The organism is Billgrantia ethanolica (assembly GCF_021404305.1).
GTDB classification, from domain to species: domain Bacteria; phylum Pseudomonadota; class Gammaproteobacteria; order Pseudomonadales; family Halomonadaceae; genus Halomonas; species Halomonas ethanolica.
Window position 1 is genome coordinate 420,305 of the sequence record NZ_JABFTX010000001.1, and the last position, 19,215, is coordinate 439,519.

A 19,215-nucleotide genomic window follows, 5' to 3' on the forward strand; every position below is an offset into this window, starting at 1 on the left:
GTGGAGCGGTGGCATCAGGGAAGCACATCATATAGGGAATCGCCATGATCAGGCTCAACCAGCCGCCGCAGCTGCCGGCCTTGTCCGCCCGGGTGGATGCCATCGACCTCGCCCGCGGCATCGCCATCGCCCTGATGATTCTCAGCCACGCGGTGAGCGGCTTGCTCGGCATTCGCCAGGTGCCCGACTGGGGCATGGTACCGATCCATCTCATCACCAAATTCTCCTCCTCGCTGTTCATCATAGTCTTCGGTATTGCCCTGGCGGTGGCGTTCCTGCCCAAGACAGGAGCGGACGACTGGCCGCAGCGTAGGCTCAAGCTGATGCTGCGCGGGCTGGAAGTGCTGTTCTGGTACAAGGCGCTGACCATCGTCGAGATGCTGCCCATGTTCACCACCCAGGACATCGTCGATGCGCTGCTTTATCAGCGCTTCGCTATCTGGGTGGAGATCCTCGGCTTCTATGCGCTGGCGCTGCTGTGGATTCCCTGGGCCTTGCCGCTGTGGTGTCGCATGCCGTTGTGGTCGCGCTTGCTGGCGCCGGTTGTGGTCGGCGTGCTGTCGGTGATGCTCGAACGTCATTTTCACTTCTGGGACAGCGTGATTCTCAAGGCGCTGCTGGTGGAGGACGCCGACCACTACACCTGGGGGCAGCTGGCACGGCTGCCGCTGGTCATGCTGGGCCTGCTGATCGGCGAGGCCATTCTGCGCTGTTACGGCGAGCCCTCGACCAGACGGCGCTTGGTCGCCGCTCTGGCAGGGGTGGGAGCGGTATTCCTGCTGGGGTTCGTGGCGCTCTCCCTGCCCGAGCTCGACACGGCACTGATGGCGGTGGCCTGGAACGCCGGCAAGCACCCGCCGGAGGTGCCCTTCATGCTGTTCAGCGTCGGCGGGGCGCTGATCATCCTGGCGCTGTGTCTGCTGGGGGGGCGGTCGTCGGCGCTATGGCTCAAGCCGCTCACCGTAATCGGTACGGACGCCCTGAGGGCGTTCATCTTCCACATCGTGGCGATTTTTTTGGTGTTGCGCTTGCTGTTCGACGCCTGGCAGGTCTACAGCTATCCGCAGGTATTGGGCATTGGCCTCACGCTGATTCTCCTCGCGGCAGGCTGGATCGCCTTTTTGCGCTGGTTCAGGGAGCACAGTCGATGAGGGTGGTACAACAAGGACGATGGAAGAAGGACGGTAGATGACGGGCAGGTGGGTCATGCCAGTGTTGTTGCTCCTGATCATGGTGCTGCCTTCCATGGCCATGGCTCAGCCGAGCTGGGCGGAGCAGGTCGACGCCCGCCCGGAGCCGGTCTGGGCGGAGCGCCTGGAAGCCAGGCTGGCGCTACTCGAGGCCGGTTACGCCGGCGAGATCGGTGTGCATGTTCGAGAGCTCGGCAGCGGCGCGCGACTGGGCTGGCGCGACGACGAATACTGGTACCTGGCCTCGCTGGTCAAGCTGCCGGTGGCAATCGAGCTGATGACGCGGGTCGAGGCCGGTGAAATGTCGCTTCAGGATCGCCTGACGCTACAGCGCAGCGACTACGTCGACGGCGCCGGCACCACCAACTGGGCATCGCCTGGCAGTGCCTTGCCGCTGCGACAGCTGCTGGAGTCGATGTTGATCGTCAGCGACAACACCGCCAGCGACATGCTGATTCGCCACCTGGGCCTGGAGAGCGTCAATTATCGGGCCCGTCACCTGACGCCGCCCGGTGGGCTGGGGCCGATCACCACACTCGTCGACGTGCGGCGCCATGCCTATGCCAACGTGCACCCCAGCGCCTTCGCCCTCGGCGGCATGGATTTCATCGAACTGCGCAAGCGGCAAAGCGATTCCGCCCGCCTGGCATGGCTGCGTCAGCGCCTCGGCCTGACGCCGCAGCAGCTGCAGGTGCCGAGCATCGATCAGGCCTTCCAGCTCTACTACGCCACCGACCTCAACGCCGGAAGGCTGGATGCCTTCGCCGACCTGCTCGAGGCGCTCGCCGAAGGTCGCGCCTTGGGCACGCAAGCCACCGCCGAGCTGCTGGGCATCATGGCGCGCACCACCAGCGGTGAACGTCGGCTCAAGGCCGGCCTGGGGCGCGACATTCGTCTGGCTCACAAGACCGGCACCCAGCACCGCCGCGTCTGCGATGCCGGCATCGCCACCCAAGGCTATGGTGACGATGTCCGCCGCGTGGTGATCGTTGCCTGCGTACGGGGTGAACTGGACCTGGCTCGCAATGAGCAGATCCTGGCGGCGGTGGGGCGGGCCGTCCGCGAGGCGGGCGCGTTAGAATATTGAACCGTCTGCGACCAAAGTCTATTTCACGCTGACCTGTTCTTGATTGACACCTCAGCTGTGCCTGGCTAGCCTTTTGACATCGAATGTTACCGGTAACAAAGCCGGCGTTCGACGCTCGATGTCACATGCCATCGGGGAGATGCCAAGACGTGCCAATACACAACGACAATCGACTGGAGTTCGCCATGACCATCTTCTGGCGCAATACCCTCACGCTAGCCGGGGCGGCTACGCTCTCGCTGGGCATTGCTTACGCACAAACCCCCGACCTCTCCGATCCGCCCGCCATCGAGGGCGAAGTGCTGGGCGACCACGGTAGCCACACGCTGCGTATGGGCCTCGGTCTGTCCGATACCTCGCCGCAGTACCTCTCGAGCCGCTATTTCGCCGATATCCTCGAACAGCGCACCGAAGGCCGCATCACCGTCAACATCTTCCCCAACAGCCAGTTGGGTGACGACGTGCAGATGATGGAGATGCTGCAGACCGGTTCACTGGACATGAGCTATCCCTCCTCGTCGCCGGCCACCACCTACGTCCAGGAACTGGCCGTGTTCGACCTGCCGTTCCTGCTGCCGAGTCGTGAAGCAGCCATCGCCGTGATGCAGAGCGAAACCGCCCAGCGCATGCTCGATGCCTTCGAAGGTACCGGCATCAAGGCGCTGACCTTCTCCGAGAACGGCTACCGTCAGCTCACCAACAGCGCACGCGCGGTGGAATCGCCGGAGGACGTAGCCGGGCTCGACGTGCGCGGTCTCAGCGTGCGCACCATGGAGAACCCGGTTCACCTGTCGATCTGGGAAACCCTGGGCGCCAACCCCACGCCGATGGCCTTCGGTGAGCTGTTCTCTGCTATGGAGCAGGGCGTCGTCGATGGCCAGGAGAATCCGTGGAGCACCATCCTGACCTCCAACTTCTATGAGGTGCAGGACTACGGCTCAGAGACCCGTCACGTCTATACGCCTTTCATCATGATGATGTCCCAGCGTACCTGGGATCGTCTGGCGCCGGAGTACCAGGAGCTGGTGCAGGAGGCGGCGCGTCAGTCTGCCGAGTACGAGATTCAGCTGTCGACTGAATACGACGACTGGGCACGCGAACAGCTCGAAGAGCGCGGCATGCAGATCACGCGGCTCGACGACGACCAGGTTGCTGCCTTCCAGGAGGCCGTGCAGCCGGTCTACGACCGCTGGGCGCCGCGTATCGGTGAGGACCTGATCGCCGAAATCCAGTCCATCGTCGACGCCACCCAGTAATTCACCCATCCGTCTGAACTTGCAGGGCAGGGGAGCTCCCCCTGCTCCTGCACGGAGCGCCGCATGACTTCGCCCAACCCCCTGCCCGACGAGGCGAGCGCCTATCTGGCCGACCCTCGGCGCGAGCCGCTCGAACTCGATATCGAAGGTGGCCGCGGTCCGGCTCCGTTTCGCTGGCTCACCCGCCTCATGGAGCACTTGATCGCCACGATCCTGGTAGCGCTGATCGTCTCGGTGTCGGCCAATGTCCTCGGACGTTCGCTGCTCAATCGCTCACTGCCCTGGGCCGACGAACTGGCCCGCATGCTGTTCATCTGGCTGATCTTCATCGGTGCGGCGGCGGCGTTCGCTCGTTACGAGCACATCGCCGTCGATTTTCTGGTTCGCCGATTGCAGCCACGGGCTGCTTACGCGCTCTATCTGCTGCAGCACCTGATCATCGCCACCTTGATGGGCATCATGGTGTGGGGCGGCTATCTGGTGATGTCCCGCTCCACCGGACGCACCGCCATCCTCGGCGTGCCGTGGAACCTGATCAACGTCTCGCTGGTGCTCTGTTCGCTGTTCATCGTCGCCGTTGCGCTGTGGCGGGCGTGGCAGTGCCTGCGCTTGATTCGCAACCCGAACCCCGATCAACCTCAGGCGGGAGACTGAACCATGCTGTGGATTTTCCTGGGCATCCTGTTCGCCTCCATCGCCATGGGGCTGCCGATTGCCTTCGGCCTCGGCGTGGCCGCCGTGGTCCTGGCCATACTCTCCGATATTCCGCTGTCAATCCTGATCGAGCAATCGATCCGTGGGGTCAACAATTTCCCGCTGCTGGCCATTCCTTTCTTCATTCTGGTAGGTGAGGTGATGAGCCATGGCGGTATCGCCCGTCGCTTGATGGAGCTGGCCGGAGCGCTGGTCGGCTTCGTGCGTGGCGGCCTGGGTCAGGTTGCCATTACCGGTTCGATGTTCTTCGGGGGCATCAGCGGTTCGGCGGTGGCCGACACCGCCGCCACCGGCTCAATGATGATTCCGTCGATGAAGCAGCAGGGCTATTCCGCGCCCCATGCCACGGCGATCAATACCGTCTCCTCGGTGATCGGCATCATCATTCCGCCTTCGATTCCGCTGATTCTGTTCGGTATCGTCACCGAGACCTCGATCAGCCGGCTTTTCATTGCCGGGGTCGTGCCGGGCTTGATGATCGGCTTCGCGCTGATGGTGACCACGTTCATCATGGCCAGCATCGAGCATGCCGGCCAGACGCGGCGCTTCGAGCTGGGCCGTCTGTGGCATGCATTCAAGGCAGCCTGGCTGGCGCTGGTACTGCCGGTGATCGTCATCGGCGGCATCATCGGCGGCGTCTTCACCGCAACCGAAGCGGCGGTGGTGGCGTTGCTCTACTCGCTGTTCATCTCGATGGTGTTCTACCGCGAGTTCCACCCCCGCGAGCTGTGGGGCATGTTGATCCGCACCGCGCGGCTGACCGGCATGGTGCTGCTGCTGTTGGCCTTCGCCACCGTCATCGCCTGGTTCCTGACCATCAACATGGTGCCGCAGACCCTGGTGCGCCAGGTGCAGGCGATTACCGAAGAGCCGTTCCTGCTGCTGCTGATCGTGGCGGCCCTGCTGCTGCTGGTGGGCTTCGTCATGGACCTGACCCCGGCGATGGTGATCATGGCGCCGATGCTCACGCCCATCGTCACTTCGGTGGGGGTCGACCCGGTCTACTTCGGCGTGCTGATGGCCTTCATTCTCGGCATCGGTCTGTTGACCCCACCGGTGGGCACCTGCCTCTACGTGGGCTGCGGCGTCGGCCGGGTCAGCATGGAGCAGCTGGTGAAAGCTATGCTGCCTTATTACGCGGCGTTGCTGGTGGTACTGGTGGTGCTGATCGCCTTCCCCGGTATCGTGACTTGGCTGCCCGATCTGGCTGCCGTGCGCGGCAACTGAGAACAGGGAGATCTCGTGAAGGATGCTACGTACCGCATCGTGGTGATGGGGGTGTCGGGTTCGGGCAAGTCGTGCGTCGGCGCGTTGCTTGCTCGCCGTCTCGGCGTCGCCTTCATCGACGGCGACGACTATCACTCGCCGACCAGTGTCGCCAAGATGGCGAGCGGCATTCCGCTAGACGACGAGGATCGCCGCGAGTGGCTCGAGACCTTGGCAAACTTGATCGACCAGAGTCGCCGCCGCAATGAGTCCCTGGTGCTGGCCTGCTCGGCGCTCAAGCAGCGCTATCGTGAGCTGCTGCGGCGTGGCGACCCGGAGCTCGTGTTCCTGTTCCTTCAGGGGGAGCGCACCCAGCTGCGCGAGCGCCTGGCGAGCAGAGAAGAACACTTCTTTCGTGGCGATGCGATGCTCGACAGTCAACTGCGCGATCTCGAAATACCCGGTGATCACGAGGCCGTGACCTGCAGCATTGGCGATGCCCCGGATACCATCGTCGACACTTTCCTCGAGGTCTTGCCGCGCTGCCGAGGCTGACGGCCCCGTGGGTCTGGGCCGGGCAGCGGGGGAGGAGGAAGTCCGGTATCATGCGTTGCCTGCCGGTGCCGGCCATGGCGCACCGGCAGGCCCAACTACCGTCAGCGGGGAATCGTGAAGAAGAAGCGACCGACACTCCAGGACATCGCCGACCGGGTCGGGGCGACCAAGATGACGGTCAGTCGTTGCCTACGCGACCCGACGACGGTGTCGGAAGGCCTGCGTGAGCGTATCTTCAGCGTGGCCGAACAGGTCGGCTACATCCCCAATCGGGCGCCCGACCTGCTCTCGCGAGCCACCAGCCACTCCATCGGCCTGCTGGTTCCCTCGCTCTCCAACCAGGTGTTCGCCGACGTGCTAGTGGGCATCGAGGAGGTGACTGAGCCGCTGGGCTATCACCTGATGCTGGCGCACTACGGCTATAGCCCTGAGCTGGAAGAGCGCAGCCTGGCGTCGCTGCTCTCCTACAACGTCGACGGTCTGATTCTCTCCGACAGCCACCATACCGTGCGTACCTGCCGCATGCTCGAAACCGCGGGCATTCCCACGGTCGAGATCATGGACTCGCTGAGCAAGCCGCTGCACCAGGCGGTGGGCTACGACAACGTGCGTGCCGCCTACGACATGATCAGCGAGATGATTCGCCAAGGTCGGCGTCGCATCGTCTATCTTGCCGTGCGTCTCGATCAGCGTACCCGTCAGCGGGAAGAAGGGTACCGGCGAGCGATGGCAGAACACGGGCTCGACCCTCTCACCCTGCACCGTAGCCAGCGCTCCTCCTACAGCGTGGGGGCGGCGCTGCTCAACGAGATTCTCGTCGAGCACCCGGATACCGACGGTATCTTCTGCACCAACGACGACGTGGCGGTGGGGGCCTACTTCGAGTGTCTGCGTCAGGGGGTGGCGGTGCCGGAGCGCATGGCCATTGCCGGTTTCCACGGCCACGACGTGGGCCAGGTGATGTCGCCGCGACTGGCCAGCGTGGTCACGCCGCGGCGGGATATCGGCAGGCGTGCTGCCACCGAGTTGATGGCGAGGATCCAGGGCAAGGCGTTGGTAGAGCCTGTCATCGACCTGGGGTATCGGATTGAGCCCGGCATGACCCTGTAGCCCCGCTTCCCCTTAGGCTGTGTCGTTTCGCTCGGGTTGGCGCGCCATCAGCGTGATCTCGACGTTGGAGCCGCCGCTGAGGCGTGGCGATTCGGTGCAGGTGCGGGCGGGGTAGCGCTTGTTCTCGAAGAATTCGGCGTAGGCCGCGTCCATGGTGTGAATGGTGTCCAGACTCGTCAGGTGAACGTCCACCCGTACCACGTCGGCCATCGAGGCGCCGGCATATTCCAGCATGCGTGAGAGGCGGCGCATCACCCAGCGGGTCTCCTCGGCGATATCGCCCAACACGGCTTCACCGCCCTGAATGTCGGTCACCGTCAATCCGGAAAGGAAGATGTAGTGGCCGTCCTGCACGATATGGCTACCGGGAAAGACCGGTATGGCAAGCGTCGGGTCGTTGCGGAAACGGTGCATGGCGCTGCCCCTGGCTGCGATGGCGTTCCCTCATTGTGGTTGCATCTGCCCGAGGTGCAAGGCGCTTGCCTTCGCTGTATGCCTGGCCGATGCTATCTGCTGAAGTATGCTGCGACGCAGTATTCTCCCTCATTCGACAAGGCGACGCGCATGGAAGGTCAGGAACAGCGTGCAGAGAACGGATACATCGAGAATCGCACCTTCGATGAAATCGGCATTGGCGATACGGCTGCGCTTGAGAAACGGCTGACGCTGGACGACATCAAGCTCTTTGCGATCATGTCCGGCGACATCAACCCGGCCCACCTGGACGATGACTTCGCCAAGAGCACCCGCTTTCAGGAAGTCATCGCCCATGGAATGTGGGGTGGGGCGCTGATCTCCACCGTGCTCGGCACCGAACTGCCCGGTCCCGGCACCATCTATCTGGGCCAGACCCTGCGCTTTCGCAAGCCGGTGAGGCTCGGTGATGTGCTGCGGGTGAGCGTGAGGGCCCAGGCCAAGGACGAAGAACACAAGCGCATCACCTTCGACTGCTTGTGCACCAATCAAAACGGCGAGACCGTGATCGAAGGGCAGGCGGAGGTGCACGCGCCGACCGAGAAGATTCGCCGGCCGCGCACCTTGCTGCCGCGGGTGCGGCTGGCGGAACGGGCGCACCTGCACGAGATGCTCAGCGCCGCCGAGCATCCCGCCCCGGTGAGCATGGCCGTGGTGCATCCGGTGGACGAAGTCTCGATCATGGGCGCCTACGAATCGGCCCGTCAGGGGCTCATTCGTCCGGTGCTGGTGGGGCCTAAGGCCAAGGTGCATGCCGCCGCCGAGGCCGCCGGCATCGATATTGCCGAGTTCGAGCTGGTCGACGTGCCCCACAGCCATGCCGCCGCGGCCGAGGCCGTGGCCATGACCCGGGCGGGACGGGTGGAGGCGCTGATGAAAGGGGCGCTGCACACCGATGAGCTGCTGCACGAGGTGGTCAAGCGCGACACTGGCTTGCGCACCGAGCGCTGCCTGAGCCACGTGATGGCCTTCGATGTGCCGACCTACCCGCGCCCGCTGTTCATCACCGATGCGGCGATCAATATCTACCCGACCCTTGCGCACAAGAAGGACATCGTGCAGAACGCCATCGATCTGGCCCATGCGGTCGGTCTCGAATCGCCCCGGGTGGCGATCCTGTCGGCGGTGGAGACGGTCAACCCCAAGATTGCCTCGACCGTGGAAGCCGCGGCCCTGTGCAAGATGGCGGAGCGTGGGCAGATCCGCGGCGGGGTGCTCGACGGTCCGCTGGCCTTCGACAACGCGGTTTCCGAGGCGGCCGCCGCGGCCAAGGGCATCGTCTCGCCGGTGGCGGGGCGCGCCGACATCCTGGTGGCCCCCGATCTCGAATCGGCCAACATGCTGATGAAGCAGCTCACCTATCTGGCCGACGCCACCGGTGCCGGGCTGGTGGTCGGCGCACGGGTACCGATCGTACTCACCAGCCGCGCCGACGACGCCATCACCCGCATGGCCTCCTGTGCCCTGGCGCTGCTGGTTTCCGAGCAGCACAAGAGGGCGCGGGCATGAGCGGCGAGATACTGGCCGTCAACAGTGGCTCCTCGAGTCTCAAGTTCGCCCTGTTCGATGCCGCCCGTACGGTCAGCCCCATGGCCATGCAGGTGCGCTACCGCGGCCAGTTCTCGGGCCTCGGCAGTAGGGCTCGGGCCGAGCTGCAAGCCGGGTCCGGTACCGAGCTGAATGCAGAGCAAGACGCGGCGCTTTACGACGTACCGGCAACGCTGGATCACGCGGGGGCGCTGGAACGCCTTCTGCAATGGGTCGAGGACAACCCGGCGCTGGGCGACATCAGAGCCGTTGGCCACCGTATCGTGCATGGCGGCGCCCGCTACCGCGAGCCGCTGCGTCTGGATGCCGACTCCTTTGCTGCACTGGAGGCGCTGATCGAACTGGCGCCGCTGCATCAGCCGCATGGCCTGGCGCCGGTTCGTGCCTTGACCGGTCTGCGTCCGGGGCTGCCCCAGTACGCCTGCTTCGACACCGCCTTTCATGCCACTCAGCCGGCGGTGGCGCAGACCTTTCCGCTGCCGCGCCGTTTTCGCGAGCAGGGCGTGATCCGCTACGGCTTCCATGGGCTCTCCTTCGACTACGTCAGCCGTGCACTGTGCACTGAGCGGCAGCGTGTTCAGGCGACGCCGGGTGGGCGCGTGGTCATTGCCCACCTGGGTAACGGGGCCAGTCTGTGTGCGCTGCGTGATGGTAAGAGCGTGGCTGCCACTACCGGATTCACCGCCGTGGAAGGACTGATGATGGGCACCCGCAGCGGCAGCCTCGACCCGGGCCTGGTGCTGCATCTGATTCTTCACGAGGGCATGAGCGCCGAGGCCGTGCAGCGGCTGCTCTACAAGGAGTCGGGGTTGCTTGGAGTATCCGGAATCAGCGGCGACATGCGCGAGCTGCTGGCTAGCGAGGCGCCCGAAGCCGCCGAGGCCGTCGAGCTGTTCGTCTATCGCATCGTGCGTGAGGTCGGCAGCCTGGCGGCGGCCCTGGGTGGGCTCGATCACCTCGTCTTCACCGCCGGCATCGGCGAGCGTGCCGCGCCGATCCGTGCCGCCGTGGCGCAGGGCTGCGAATGGCTCGGTGCGCGCCTCGATGACGCGGCCAATGCCGCGAATGCCCTCGATATCGCCGCGGCCGACAGCCGGCTCGGGCTGTGGGTCGTACCCACCGACGAAGAGCGCATGATTGCCTGGTACACCGCCACCGAGCTGGCGCGACAGACCTGATCCGCTGTATCGGTTGCACCTCTACCAGCTTCATCGCCTTCTCAGCCGTGGGGCCGGCTTTCAAGCCGGCCTTGACGCTGCCTGCGTACGTCCTATTCTGAATAGACCGGTCGGTCTAGGAGAGAAAATGGCACTCAACACCAAGGAGCAACTGCTCGAAGCCGGGCTATCGATGCTGCTCAAGCACGGTTACAACGACTTGGGCATTCAGGCGCTGCTGGAGGCAACGGGCGTACCCAAGGGGTCCTTCTATCATCACTTCGGCAGCAAGGAGGACTTCGCCCTGCAAGTCATCGATCGCTACATGCAGGAGGTGCACCAAGGGCTGGAAGCCGCCCTGCAGGACCAGACGCTTCGACCGTTGGAGCGGGCACGACGCTTCTTCGAGCTATCGCGGGAGAAGTACCGTCAAGACGGCCACCTGGGCTGCATGCTCGGAGCTTTGGGGCAGGAACTGTCCGGCGTGAATCCGACCTTCGCGCGCAAGATCGAGGACTGTTTCTCCGTGGTGACACGACATATTGCGGAGTGCCTGGAAGAGGCAAGACAGCAGGGCCAGCTGGCGCCCGATGCCGACCCCGTGGAGCTGGCCAACCTGCTGCTGAACTGCTGGGAGGGGGCTGCCTTGCGCAGCCGTTTACTCAGAGATCCGGCACCGCTCGATCGAATGCTGGATTTCTATTTTGCAGCGGCGACTCGTGACGCTTGAACGTGCCGGTTGCCGGTGCTCACACTCAAGCTGATGGAGGTGGATCATGACAACAACAATGACGACGCCGACAACGACAAAGGCAGGCTATCGACTCGAGGGCACGATGCTGGAGATCTGCTCGTGTTCCGCCCCCTGTCCATGCTTTCTCGGTGAAGACCCCGACGGCAACGAATGCCATGGCGTGATCGCCTTCAAGCTGGAAAAGGGGCAGGCCAGGGGCGTCGATGTATCCGGTTTGACTCTCATGAACGTGGCGCACATACCGGGCAATGCCCTGGCCGGCGGCTGGCGTTCGGTCATCTTGATCGACAGTGCCGCTGACGACGCGCAATACGAAGCGCTGCTGGACGCTTTTGGCGGCAAGTTGGGGGGGCCGTTGGCCGACCTTGCCGGCCTGGTAGGGGAGGTCGTGGCCGTGGAGCGTGTGCCGATCGTGCATGAGGCCCGGCAGGTGGAAGGGCGCTTGATCGCACAGGGTAGGGTCGAGGCGGAGCTTGCCCCGATCCAATCCTCACCGGACGGAACCACGGCCACGATGCATGACAGTGCCTTCACCACGGTCAAGGGTGCCCCGGCCTATCTCGGCAAGTCGCGGCGTTATCGGGTCAGCATGCCGCAGCATGACATGAGCTGGACTCACGACGGGCAGAATGCCATTCAGACCGCCTGGAAGATGGAGTTCGAGCCGTGAGTGCCGCGCTCGACCGGCAGGCGAACCGGATTACCGCTGACAACCTTCTGCTGCTGGGCATCATTGGCCTGGCGTGGCTGTTGGCCATCGTGGCCGAGCTGACCGGCAGGGTGCAGTGGGTCCATCATCACCAGCTGGTCGTCGACGACATGGCACTCTGGAGCAGCCTGTTCCTGTTCCTGCTCGCCTGGCAGCTACACATAGCGGCCATGATGCTGCCGTCCACCCTGCCCATGGTCGGCCTGTTCCGTCAGGCGGCAGCCGGCCAGTCCCGTCCGGGGGTGGCATGGGCCTGCTTCCTGGGTGGCTATCTGCTGGTGTGGACCATGTTCGGTGTGCTGGCCCTGCTGGGCGACACGCTGCTGGGGAGGGCTCTTGCGGACTGGCACTGGTTGATGCATCGACCTGAATGGATGATGGGAGCCGTGCTGGTGCTGGCCGGGGCCTTCCAGTTCACGTCACTCAAGTCGCGGTGCCTGGACAAGTGCCGCCAGCCACGCTCTTTCCTGCTGGCGCATTACCGGCGAGGTCTGGGTGGGGCGATGACGCTCGGCCTCCGGCATGGGCTGTTCTGTCTGGGGTGTTGCTGGGCGCTCATGCTGGTGATGTTCGTGGTCGGCATTGCCAACCTGGCGTGGATGGCGCCCCTGGCTGCGCTCATGATTTACGAGAAGATCGGCCGCCATGGAGACAGGGTGGTGCGGCCGGCCGGCATGGCCCTGATCCTGCTGGGTGCACTCGTGTTCCTTGGCCCGGCGTGGATGCCAGCCCTGGTGCACATGCATTGAACCTGCATTGATGAACATGCATTGAAAGGAAGTTTGCGGCGGCTCCTGCCGTGCAGGAGCCGCCGTGCCATGTCGGGGAGCGCTACAGCGTCTGCCAGGGCGCGGCAGGGGGCTCGGCGAGCAGTTCGACCAGCGTATCCAGCGCCTGGCTCAGCGCTTCCCGCGACACGGCGGCGCTGAGACACAGCCGCAGCGCCTGGGGCGCCGGTTCGCTGCCCACGCAGAAGGGCTCTGCGCTGCTGACCAGCACGTTGCGCTGCGCCAGTGCCGCCGTCAGGATGGCGCTGCGCTGGCCTTCGGGCAGCGGTAGCCACAGATTATTGCCGTGCGACCGCCCACCCAGGGGGTAGCCGGCGAGCCGTTCCCGTGCCAGCCGCTGGCGTGCTCCCAGTTCCTCGATCAACCAGTCGAGCAGCACCCGGCTGTCGTCGCTGGCGACCCAGCGGCACACCGCCTCGACCATCAGGGGCGGCACCATCCAACTCTGGGCGCGCAGCGCCGCGCCCAAACGTTCACGCAGCATGGCGGGGGCCAGCAGGGTGCCGATACGCAGCCCCCCGGCCAGTACCTTCGAGGTGCTGAAGATGAACAGCGTGCGTTCCGGTGCCAGGCGGTAGAGCGGGGTGCCACGCTCGACAGCGGGCAGGTACTGCACGCCATCCTCCACGATCCAGAAGTCATGGCGGTGGGCCAGCGCCGCCAGCCGTTCGCGGCGGCTCTCGCTCAGCGGCGTGCCGGTCGGGTTGTTCTGATCGGGCGTGACGTACACCAGCCGCGGCGGCTGCTGTTGGGCACACAGCCGGGCGAGGGCCTCGACATCCATGCCGTGTGCATCCATCGGTACCCCGAGCAGCTTGAGATGCGCCTGGCTGGCGGCGCTGATCAGGCCGGGGTAGGTCAACACATCCGCCGCGATGCGCTCGCCCGGGCGTGTCAGCGCCTGTAGTGCCAAACTGATGCCGTGCTGGCCGCCCTGGGTGACCAGCAGCGACTCGGCCTCGGCAGGCATGCCGAGTTCGGTCATCCAGGCCGCCAGCCGTTCGCGGTGCTCCGGCACGCCGCGATCCGACTGGTACTCCACGGCGCGCTGCAACAGCGGCTCCTCGACGGCGATCTCCTGCAGCACGCGCCCCAGCGAGGCGGCACGCAGCGGATGCGGTGGCGGCAGGCTCAGGCTGAGGTCGATGATGCCGTCCTCGGCGGGACGACTGGCGAGAAAGTACTGGCCCGACGGCGCTTCGTTGCCGCGCACGTAGGTGCCGCTGCCCACCCGGGCCACGACCCGGCCCTGGCGCTCCGCCTCGGCATAGGCACGGGTCACGGTACCCACCGTGACGCCCAGCCGATCGGCCAGCTGACGCTGTGGCGGCAGCTTCTGCCCCGCAGCGAGTTCGCCGGTCTGGATCGCCAGGGCGATGGCATCGGCAATCACGCGGTAGCGCACGCCCTCGGAAGGGAGCTGAGGAACCCATATTGTCATGGTGACAATAAAACCTTTGACGCCAATATTGGCAGGATTATGCTGGAAATTGTGCGCACAATCCAAGCGAAAATCAAAAATTGTATGGGTGCAAATGCAATGGAAGCTTTGGCGTTACTCGGGCCGGCGGCCCTCTATATGATCTCGATGACCATCACTCCCGGGCCCAACAACGTGATGCTCACGGCCTCGGGAGCCAACTACGGCTTCATGCGCACCTTGCCGCACATCTTCGGCATTCTGGGCGGCTGCTTCCTGCTCTTCGCCGGCATTGCCCTGGGGTTGGGGCTGATCTTCGAGCGCTACCCGGCGGTGCAGACGGTGCTACGGGTGATCGGCAGTGCCTACCTGCTCTATCTGGCGTGGAAGATTGCCACCGCGCCGCCGCCCGATTTTCGCCTGGAGGGCGAAGGACGACCCTTGAGCTTCTGGCAGGCGGCGGCGTTCCAGTTCGCCAATCCCAAGGCCTGGGTCATGGGGCTGGCGCTGATGGCGGGGTTTCTGCCTGAAGGCGGTAACTTGGTGATCAACGCACTGATGCTGGCGGCCTTCGCCGAGCTGGTCGGTCTGCCCTGCATCGCCCTGTGGGCCGGGTTCGGCGTGGCCATCGGGCGCTGGCTCGACACGCCCCGCGCCTGGCGAATCTTCAACTGGACCATGGGGGGGCTGACCGCCGCCTGCGTCTACTTCATCCTGGCCTGATCGAGGGGGTAACCGTGGTTACAGGAAATCGGTCAGCTCCTCCGGGCTCATGTTACCGCCAGTGATCACCACCACCACATCGCCTTCGAAGGGTAACGCGACCGCCCCTTCGAGCAGGGCGGCCACACCCACGGCCGCGCCCGGTTCTGCCAGCAGCTTGGCCTGGTAGAGCAGATGGCGCATGGCGCGGCCGATGGCATCGTCGTCCACTTGCAGCAGTGTCTGGGTCGTTTTACGGCATACGGGGTAGGTGTGCTCACCGACGATGGCGGCGCCCAGGCTCTTGGCGCAGGTAGCGACCCGTGCCAGGCGCTCAGGCGCGCCGGCCGACCAGGCCGCGGCCATGCTGGCGGCCCCGCTGGGTTCCACGCCGATCAAGGCAAGCTCGGGCTTCAGTGCTGCGGCGGCCGAACCGATACCGGCGATCAAGCCGCCGCCACCCACCGGGCACAGGATGGCGGTAGCCTCGGGTGCCTGTTCGAGAATCTCCAGCCCCACCGTGCCCTGGCCGGCGATGATGCGCTCGTCGTCGTAGGGGTGCACCAGGGTCAGGCCGCGCTCCGCTACCAGCTTGCGCATCAGCTCCCAGGCTTGGTTGATGTCGCCGTGCAGAATCACCTCGGCGCCGAGCTTGCGGCTGCCTTCCACCTTGAACACGCTGGCGTTCTCGGGCATCACGATTGTCACCGGCACACCAGCCTCGCCGGCCGCCCAGGCGAGCCCCAAGGCGTGATTGCCCGCCGAGACCGCTCCCAGCCCGCCGGCCAACTCCGCATCGCCGGCGCTGCGCAACCAGTTGAGCCCACCGCGAGGCTTGAACGAGCCGGTGCGCTGAAACAGCTCCCCCTTGAGCCAGATGCGCCGCCCGAACTGCTCGGACAGCACATGGTCGAGCAGCAGCGGCGTGGGCGGCAGGCTGTCGGCGATACGGCGCTGGGCTTCCAGAATACGTTCAAGCGGTAGCATGGAAGACTCCTACAGCAGGTTGTAGAGCATGGTGAAAAGACTGATGCCGGTAATGATGAAAGCGATGATGGAGAGCAGGCCGTCCCGGGCCATGATGGCTAGCCCGAACAGGGTCAGCGCCACGCCGGCAATGTTGACCGTCAGCGGTACGAGTTCCATGGGGGGCATGGCGATGGAGAGCACGAAACAGGTTACGGCGATCACACGTATGGCGAAGTCGCCGGTCATGAACGAGATGCGATGGTAGACCAGGCGGTCGATCATTCGAGATGGCTTGCGCATCCAGCCCAGACCCTTGTGAACCTTGTCGCTTGAAAGCTGGCGATTTCGCAGCCAAGCCGGTAGCCAAAAGGTGCGTCGGCCGACCAGTAACTGAGCGCATACCAGAAAGGTAAACATGCCCATCAGTGAAGGCACCCCGGGAATCCCGCTGATGACCGGTGCCAAGGTCACCAGGCCGGCCAGCAACAGCAGGGGGCCGAAGGAGCGACGTCCGATCGCCTCCAGTACGGCATCGAAACGCAGCTTGCCCGAAGGGGTTTCGATCGCTTCGATGGTCTCGATCAGTTCGATCAGATTGTGCGGCTCTCTGGGCTCATCCTCGGTGTCCCCCTTGGATACTGCCATAGTCTCCTCGCTGCCTGGGTCCAGGGCCGCCTCAGGGGCGGCGCCACATTCAGCATAGCTTCACTATCGCTCAGGCCCAGCGCGGGTCGGCAGTGAAGGCCACCGTGAACCAGCGTCGCTCCGGCGGCGGGCTCAGCTTCGCGGCAATCTCTTCGCGAATCTCGTCGAGCACGGCGATGCCCCGCTCGGCGGCAAACTCAGGCGTGGTGACGATATGGATCTCGATGTAGTGCCCGCGACCGGCCTTGGCCACGTGGCTGAAGTATTCGAGCAGTCCTTCACGCTGCATCACCGGCGCCATGGCGGCATGCACTTCGCGGTCGATGTTGCTGGGAGCGATCAGCAGGATCTCGCGCAGCGCGCGGCGCACGATACCGATGGGCACCGGCATGAAGCAGACCGTGAGCACCACCAGCAGCAGCGAATCGATGTAACGGGTCAGGTGTTCCCACTCGGTACCCTGCAGCAGCAGGCCGATGCTGAAAGCCACCAGCAGCGAAGTGGTGATGAGCGCGGCCATCAGCCAGCCCTGCATGTCGATGCGCACGAACTCCGACTGCGCCCGGCGGTTGATGCGGCGCTGGTAGAACACCATGGCGTAGCACATGGTGGCGACTACCACGGCATAGCCGATGGCCACGTCGAAGGCCAGCGGCTGGCCGCCCTCCATCAGTCCTTGGAGCGCATTGAGAAAGGCGTAAAAGCACAGCAGCATCAGAATGCTGCCGTTTAGTGCCGCTACCAGCGGCTCCAGGTGCCAGTAGCCGTGCTGGAAGCGCTGACTGGCCTCACGCACCGCCAGCCTCGCCACCAGCAGGGCGAGTGCCGACATGGCGGCGTCGATGGTGGAGAACACCCCGTCGAACAGGATCGACTGTGAGCCGGCCAGCAGCCCGAACGTCACCCCCAGGCTGGAAACCACCAGGGTGACGACAATGGAAACTTTCAGCGCTCGCTGCTCGAGAGAGGCTTGCATGATGGTTCCTCGAAACGCAAAACCTCCCATGCTAACCGAGCCAGGGAAAAGAGGGGAGAGGGAGGGCAACCAGGCGTGTGAAAGCGACTAAAGGTGCGGGAGCGATGGCGCCTGCTTGACCACCCCAAACGCAAAGCTGGTATCGATGGAGCCGATGCCGGGAATGGTGTGCAGGGTGTCGCGCATGAAGCGCTCGTAGTCCTCGAGGCTCGCCGCCACCACCCGCAGCTGGTAGTCGCGCTGCCCCGTCAGCACGAAGCAGTCGATGATCTCGTCGATCTCCCGCACCCTGCGCTCGAATTTGGCCACCGTCTCGGTGTCGTGGCGGGCCAGAGAGATGCGGGTGAAGACGGTCAGGGGATAGCCGTAGCGTTTCTGATCGATGATCGCCGTATAGCCGCGTATCACACCCTGCTCCTCGAGTCGCCGGACTCGCCGTAGGCAAGGGGAGGGAGAGAGGTTGACTCGCTGGGCCAGATCCTGATTGCTCAGACGTCCGTCGAGCTGGAGCTCATGCAGGATCTTGCGATCGATCTTGTCCATGGTCGAGCCTATTCTTGGAATATTATTGCTAAAAAATAAATAAACGAGGCAGAGAACGAAAGCTAATTCTCCCAATGCGGGCATAGCATGACAAGTCAACGAATGACATTCCTCACCGTGGAGTCAAGTCATGCAACACTCTCAGCAGGGCCACTCTCAGCAAGGCCACTCGCAGCAAGGCTATTATCACCAAGAACAAGGCTTCGCCACGCGGGCCATCCACGCCGCCTACGATAGCCGGGACGAGCAGGGGGCACTGACACCGCCCATGCATCTGACCTCCACTTTTACCTTCGAGAGTGTCGAGCAGGGCGTCGAACGCTTTGCCGGCGAAGCTCCCGGCCACTTCTACTCGCGGATCTCCAATCCCACGGTGGCTACCCTGGAGCAGCGCATGGCCAACCTGGAGGGAGCCGAGGCCGGCCTGGCCACCGCCTCGGGCATGGGCGCCATCACCGCGCTGATGTGGAGCCTGCTGCGCCCCGGAGATGAGCTGATCACGGACAGCCATCTCTACGGCTGTACGCATGCCTTCTTCCACCACGGCCTGACCGAGTTCGGCATCCGCGTCAAGCACGTGGACCTCTCCCGGCCGGAGGCGTTGGAAGCGGCAATCGGCGAGCGCACCAAGCTCGTCTATTTCGAGACCCCGGCCAACCCCACCATGCGCCTGGTGGACATCGAAGCGGTTAGCCGCATTGCGCAGCGGCACGGGGCGCGTGTGGTGGTGGACAACACCTACGCCACTCCCGTCATCACCCGGCCTATCGAGCGGGGCGCGGATTTCGTGGTGCACTCCGCCACCAAGTACCTGGGCGGTCACGGCGATCTGATCGCGGGCATGCTGGTGGGCAGTGAGGAGGACATGCACCGAGTGCGTCTCACCGGACTGAAGGACTTCACCGGCGCGGTGATGTCGCCCTTCACTGCGTTTCTGATCATGCGTGGTCTGAAGACGCTCGAAATTCGTATGCAGCGGCAATCCGTCTCGGCGCTCGAGGTGGCCAGCTGGCTAGAGCGACACCCGGCGGTCGAGCGTGTCCATTATCCCGGGCTGACCAGCTTTCCGCAGCATGAGCTGGCACGGCGTCAGATGGGCGATTACGGCGGCATCATCGCCTTCGAGCTCGCCGGTGGCCTGGAAGCCGGGCGCCGCTTCATGAATCGACTCGAGCTGATTCAGCGCGCCGTATCGCTGGGCGATGCGGAAAGTCTGATCCAGCATCCTGCCAGCATGACCCACTCGGTGCTGAGCCCCGAGGAGCGTGCCGAACATGGGATTTCAGATTCACTGATCCGCCTTTCCGTGGGGCTTGAAACACCGTCGGACATTCAGGCGGATCTGGCCCAAGCGCTGGAGGCCAGGACTTAATACCTATAGACAAAAGTCGTAATTTTGGACTTTTGGCTAA

20 protein-coding genes are annotated in these 19,215 nt (G+C 64.4%); 14 read left to right on the forward strand and 6 right to left on the reverse strand.

All coding sequences use genetic code 11. From position 1 onward, the window contains the following. Window positions 1–44: 44 nt before the first annotated feature. The 7 genes from HOP53_RS01935 to HOP53_RS01965 all read left to right on the forward strand — a co-directional run bounded on the left by HOP53_RS01935 (window position 45) and on the right by HOP53_RS01965 (window position 7,118). Window positions 45–1,151: a heparan-alpha-glucosaminide N-acetyltransferase domain-containing protein gene (locus tag HOP53_RS01935; protein WP_234268448.1), complete on the forward strand. Its 1,107-nt coding sequence runs from the start codon at window positions 45–47 to the stop codon at window positions 1,149–1,151. Window positions 1,152–1,206: 55 nt separating this feature from the next. Then, complete coding sequence (locus HOP53_RS01940) at window positions 1,207–2,277, forward strand: serine hydrolase (RefSeq protein WP_234268449.1); 1,071 nt, start codon at window positions 1,207–1,209, stop codon at window positions 2,275–2,277. A 185-nt stretch (window positions 2,278–2,462) separates the two neighbouring features. Next, window positions 2,463–3,533 carry a TRAP transporter substrate-binding protein gene (locus HOP53_RS01945; RefSeq protein WP_234269677.1) on the forward strand — a complete coding sequence of 357 codons (1,071 nt, stop codon included), beginning with the start codon at window positions 2,463–2,465 and terminating at the stop codon, window positions 3,531–3,533. 63 nt (window positions 3,534–3,596) lie between these two features. Continuing rightward, window positions 3,597–4,187, forward strand: a complete 591-nt coding sequence (locus HOP53_RS01950; RefSeq protein WP_234268450.1) for a TRAP transporter small permease — start codon at window positions 3,597–3,599, stop codon at window positions 4,185–4,187. Window positions 4,188–4,190: 3 nt separating this feature from the next. Further along, window positions 4,191–5,474 (forward strand): TRAP transporter large permease, encoded by a 1,284-nt coding sequence (locus HOP53_RS01955; protein ID WP_234268451.1) that lies wholly within the window; start codon window positions 4,191–4,193, stop codon window positions 5,472–5,474. A 45-nt stretch (window positions 5,475–5,519) separates the two neighbouring features. Next, the gene (locus HOP53_RS01960; protein ID WP_267955243.1) at window positions 5,520–6,008 is read left to right on the forward strand and encodes a gluconokinase; all 489 of its coding nucleotides are present in this window, start codon (window positions 5,520–5,522) and stop codon (window positions 6,006–6,008) included. 114 nt (window positions 6,009–6,122) lie between these two features. Next, on the forward strand, window positions 6,123–7,118 hold the full coding sequence (locus HOP53_RS01965) for a substrate-binding domain-containing protein (protein ID WP_234268453.1): 996 nt from the start codon (window positions 6,123–6,125) through the stop codon (window positions 7,116–7,118). A 12-nt stretch (window positions 7,119–7,130) separates the two neighbouring features. On the opposite strand, the gene HOP53_RS01970 is transcribed toward HOP53_RS01965, so the two are convergent. After that, a complete protein-coding gene (locus HOP53_RS01970) occupies window positions 7,131–7,532 on the reverse strand; it encodes a RidA family protein (RefSeq protein ID WP_234268454.1) in 402 nt (133 codons plus the stop codon). 150 nt (window positions 7,533–7,682) lie between these two features. Here HOP53_RS01970 and HOP53_RS01975 point away from each other — a divergent pair, with 150 nt between their 5' ends. The 5 genes from HOP53_RS01975 to HOP53_RS01995 all read left to right on the forward strand — a co-directional run bounded on the left by HOP53_RS01975 (window position 7,683) and on the right by HOP53_RS01995 (window position 12,509). Continuing rightward, complete coding sequence (locus HOP53_RS01975) at window positions 7,683–9,101, forward strand: bifunctional enoyl-CoA hydratase/phosphate acetyltransferase (protein WP_234268455.1); 1,419 nt, start codon at window positions 7,683–7,685, stop codon at window positions 9,099–9,101. Then, window positions 9,098–10,318, forward strand: a complete 1,221-nt coding sequence (locus tag HOP53_RS01980) for an acetate/propionate family kinase (RefSeq protein ID WP_234268456.1) — start codon at window positions 9,098–9,100, stop codon at window positions 10,316–10,318. Before HOP53_RS01975 ends, HOP53_RS01980 begins: the two co-directional genes overlap by 4 nt. 127 nt (window positions 10,319–10,445) lie before the next feature. Beyond that, window positions 10,446–11,027 (forward strand): TetR/AcrR family transcriptional regulator, encoded by a 582-nt coding sequence (locus HOP53_RS01985; protein WP_234268457.1) that lies wholly within the window; start codon window positions 10,446–10,448, stop codon window positions 11,025–11,027. A gap of 46 nt (window positions 11,028–11,073) precedes the next feature. Continuing rightward, a complete protein-coding gene (locus tag HOP53_RS01990; RefSeq protein ID WP_234268458.1) occupies window positions 11,074–11,721 on the forward strand; it encodes a DUF1326 domain-containing protein in 648 nt (215 codons plus the stop codon). Beyond that, complete coding sequence (locus tag HOP53_RS01995) at window positions 11,718–12,509, forward strand: DUF2182 domain-containing protein (protein WP_234268459.1); 792 nt, start codon at window positions 11,718–11,720, stop codon at window positions 12,507–12,509. Before HOP53_RS01990 ends, HOP53_RS01995 begins: the two co-directional genes overlap by 4 nt. Window positions 12,510–12,591: 82 nt before the next feature. On the opposite strand, the gene HOP53_RS02000 is transcribed toward HOP53_RS01995, so the two are convergent. Continuing rightward, window positions 12,592–13,989 (reverse strand): aminotransferase-like domain-containing protein, encoded by a 1,398-nt coding sequence (locus tag HOP53_RS02000; protein WP_234268460.1) that lies wholly within the window; start codon window positions 13,987–13,989, stop codon window positions 12,592–12,594. Window positions 13,990–14,088: 99 nt separating this feature from the next. Here HOP53_RS02000 and HOP53_RS02005 point away from each other — a divergent pair, with 99 nt between their 5' ends. Next, window positions 14,089–14,691 (forward strand): LysE family translocator, encoded by a 603-nt coding sequence (locus HOP53_RS02005; RefSeq protein ID WP_010628122.1) that lies wholly within the window; start codon window positions 14,089–14,091, stop codon window positions 14,689–14,691. An 18-nt stretch (window positions 14,692–14,709) separates the two neighbouring features. Here HOP53_RS02005 and HOP53_RS02010 read toward each other — a convergent pair whose 3' ends face one another. The 4 genes from HOP53_RS02010 to HOP53_RS02025 all read right to left on the reverse strand — a co-directional run bounded on the left by HOP53_RS02010 (window position 14,710) and on the right by HOP53_RS02025 (window position 17,803). After that, entirely contained in the window at window positions 14,710–15,657 is a 948-nt protein-coding gene (locus HOP53_RS02010; protein WP_234255441.1) for a threonine ammonia-lyase, read from the reverse strand. Window positions 15,658–15,666: 9 nt separating this feature from the next. After that, complete coding sequence (locus HOP53_RS02015) at window positions 15,667–16,284, reverse strand: exopolysaccharide biosynthesis protein (protein ID WP_010628124.1); 618 nt, start codon at window positions 16,282–16,284, stop codon at window positions 15,667–15,669. A 70-nt stretch (window positions 16,285–16,354) separates the two neighbouring features. Beyond that, complete coding sequence (locus HOP53_RS02020; protein ID WP_234268461.1) at window positions 16,355–17,260, reverse strand: cation diffusion facilitator family transporter; 906 nt, start codon at window positions 17,258–17,260, stop codon at window positions 16,355–16,357. 87 nt (window positions 17,261–17,347) lie between these two features. Then, complete coding sequence (locus HOP53_RS02025; RefSeq protein ID WP_010628126.1) at window positions 17,348–17,803, reverse strand: Lrp/AsnC family transcriptional regulator; 456 nt, start codon at window positions 17,801–17,803, stop codon at window positions 17,348–17,350. A gap of 130 nt (window positions 17,804–17,933) precedes the next feature. Here HOP53_RS02025 and HOP53_RS02030 point away from each other — a divergent pair, with 130 nt between their 5' ends. Beyond that, on the forward strand, window positions 17,934–19,175 hold the full coding sequence (locus tag HOP53_RS02030) for a methionine gamma-lyase (protein WP_234268462.1): 1,242 nt from the start codon (window positions 17,934–17,936) through the stop codon (window positions 19,173–19,175). Window positions 19,176–19,215 lie beyond the last annotated feature (40 nt).

Coding starts and splice junctions, on each gene's coding strand:
- HOP53_RS01935 (WP_234268448.1), top strand. CDS start 45: ATGATCAGGCTCAACCAGCCGCCGCAGCTGCCGGCCTTGTCCGCCCGG.
- HOP53_RS01940 (WP_234268449.1), top strand. CDS start 1,207: ATGCCAGTGTTGTTGCTCCTGATCATGGTGCTGCCTTCCATGGCCATG.
- HOP53_RS01945 (WP_234269677.1), top strand. CDS start 2,463: ATGACCATCTTCTGGCGCAATACCCTCACGCTAGCCGGGGCGGCTACG.
- HOP53_RS01950 (WP_234268450.1), top strand. CDS start 3,597: ATGACTTCGCCCAACCCCCTGCCCGACGAGGCGAGCGCCTATCTGGCC.
- HOP53_RS01955 (WP_234268451.1), top strand. CDS start 4,191: ATGCTGTGGATTTTCCTGGGCATCCTGTTCGCCTCCATCGCCATGGGG.
- HOP53_RS01960 (WP_267955243.1), top strand. CDS start 5,520: ATGGGGGTGTCGGGTTCGGGCAAGTCGTGCGTCGGCGCGTTGCTTGCT.
- HOP53_RS01970 (WP_234268454.1), bottom strand. CDS start 7,532: ATGCACCGTTTCCGCAACGACCCGACGCTTGCCATACCGGTCTTTCCC.
- HOP53_RS01975 (WP_234268455.1), top strand. CDS start 7,683: ATGGAAGGTCAGGAACAGCGTGCAGAGAACGGATACATCGAGAATCGC.
- HOP53_RS01980 (WP_234268456.1), top strand. CDS start 9,098: ATGAGCGGCGAGATACTGGCCGTCAACAGTGGCTCCTCGAGTCTCAAG.
- HOP53_RS01985 (WP_234268457.1), top strand. CDS start 10,446: ATGGCACTCAACACCAAGGAGCAACTGCTCGAAGCCGGGCTATCGATG.
- HOP53_RS01990 (WP_234268458.1), top strand. CDS start 11,074: ATGACAACAACAATGACGACGCCGACAACGACAAAGGCAGGCTATCGA.
- HOP53_RS02000 (WP_234268460.1), bottom strand. CDS start 13,989: ATGACAATATGGGTTCCTCAGCTCCCTTCCGAGGGCGTGCGCTACCGC.
- HOP53_RS02005 (WP_010628122.1), top strand. CDS start 14,089: ATGGAAGCTTTGGCGTTACTCGGGCCGGCGGCCCTCTATATGATCTCG.
- HOP53_RS02010 (WP_234255441.1), bottom strand. CDS start 15,657: ATGCTACCGCTTGAACGTATTCTGGAAGCCCAGCGCCGTATCGCCGAC.
- HOP53_RS02015 (WP_010628124.1), bottom strand. CDS start 16,284: ATGGCAGTATCCAAGGGGGACACCGAGGATGAGCCCAGAGAGCCGCAC.
- HOP53_RS02020 (WP_234268461.1), bottom strand. CDS start 17,260: ATGCAAGCCTCTCTCGAGCAGCGAGCGCTGAAAGTTTCCATTGTCGTC.
- HOP53_RS02025 (WP_010628126.1), bottom strand. CDS start 17,803: ATGGACAAGATCGATCGCAAGATCCTGCATGAGCTCCAGCTCGACGGA.
- HOP53_RS02030 (WP_234268462.1), top strand. CDS start 17,934: ATGCAACACTCTCAGCAGGGCCACTCTCAGCAAGGCCACTCGCAGCAA.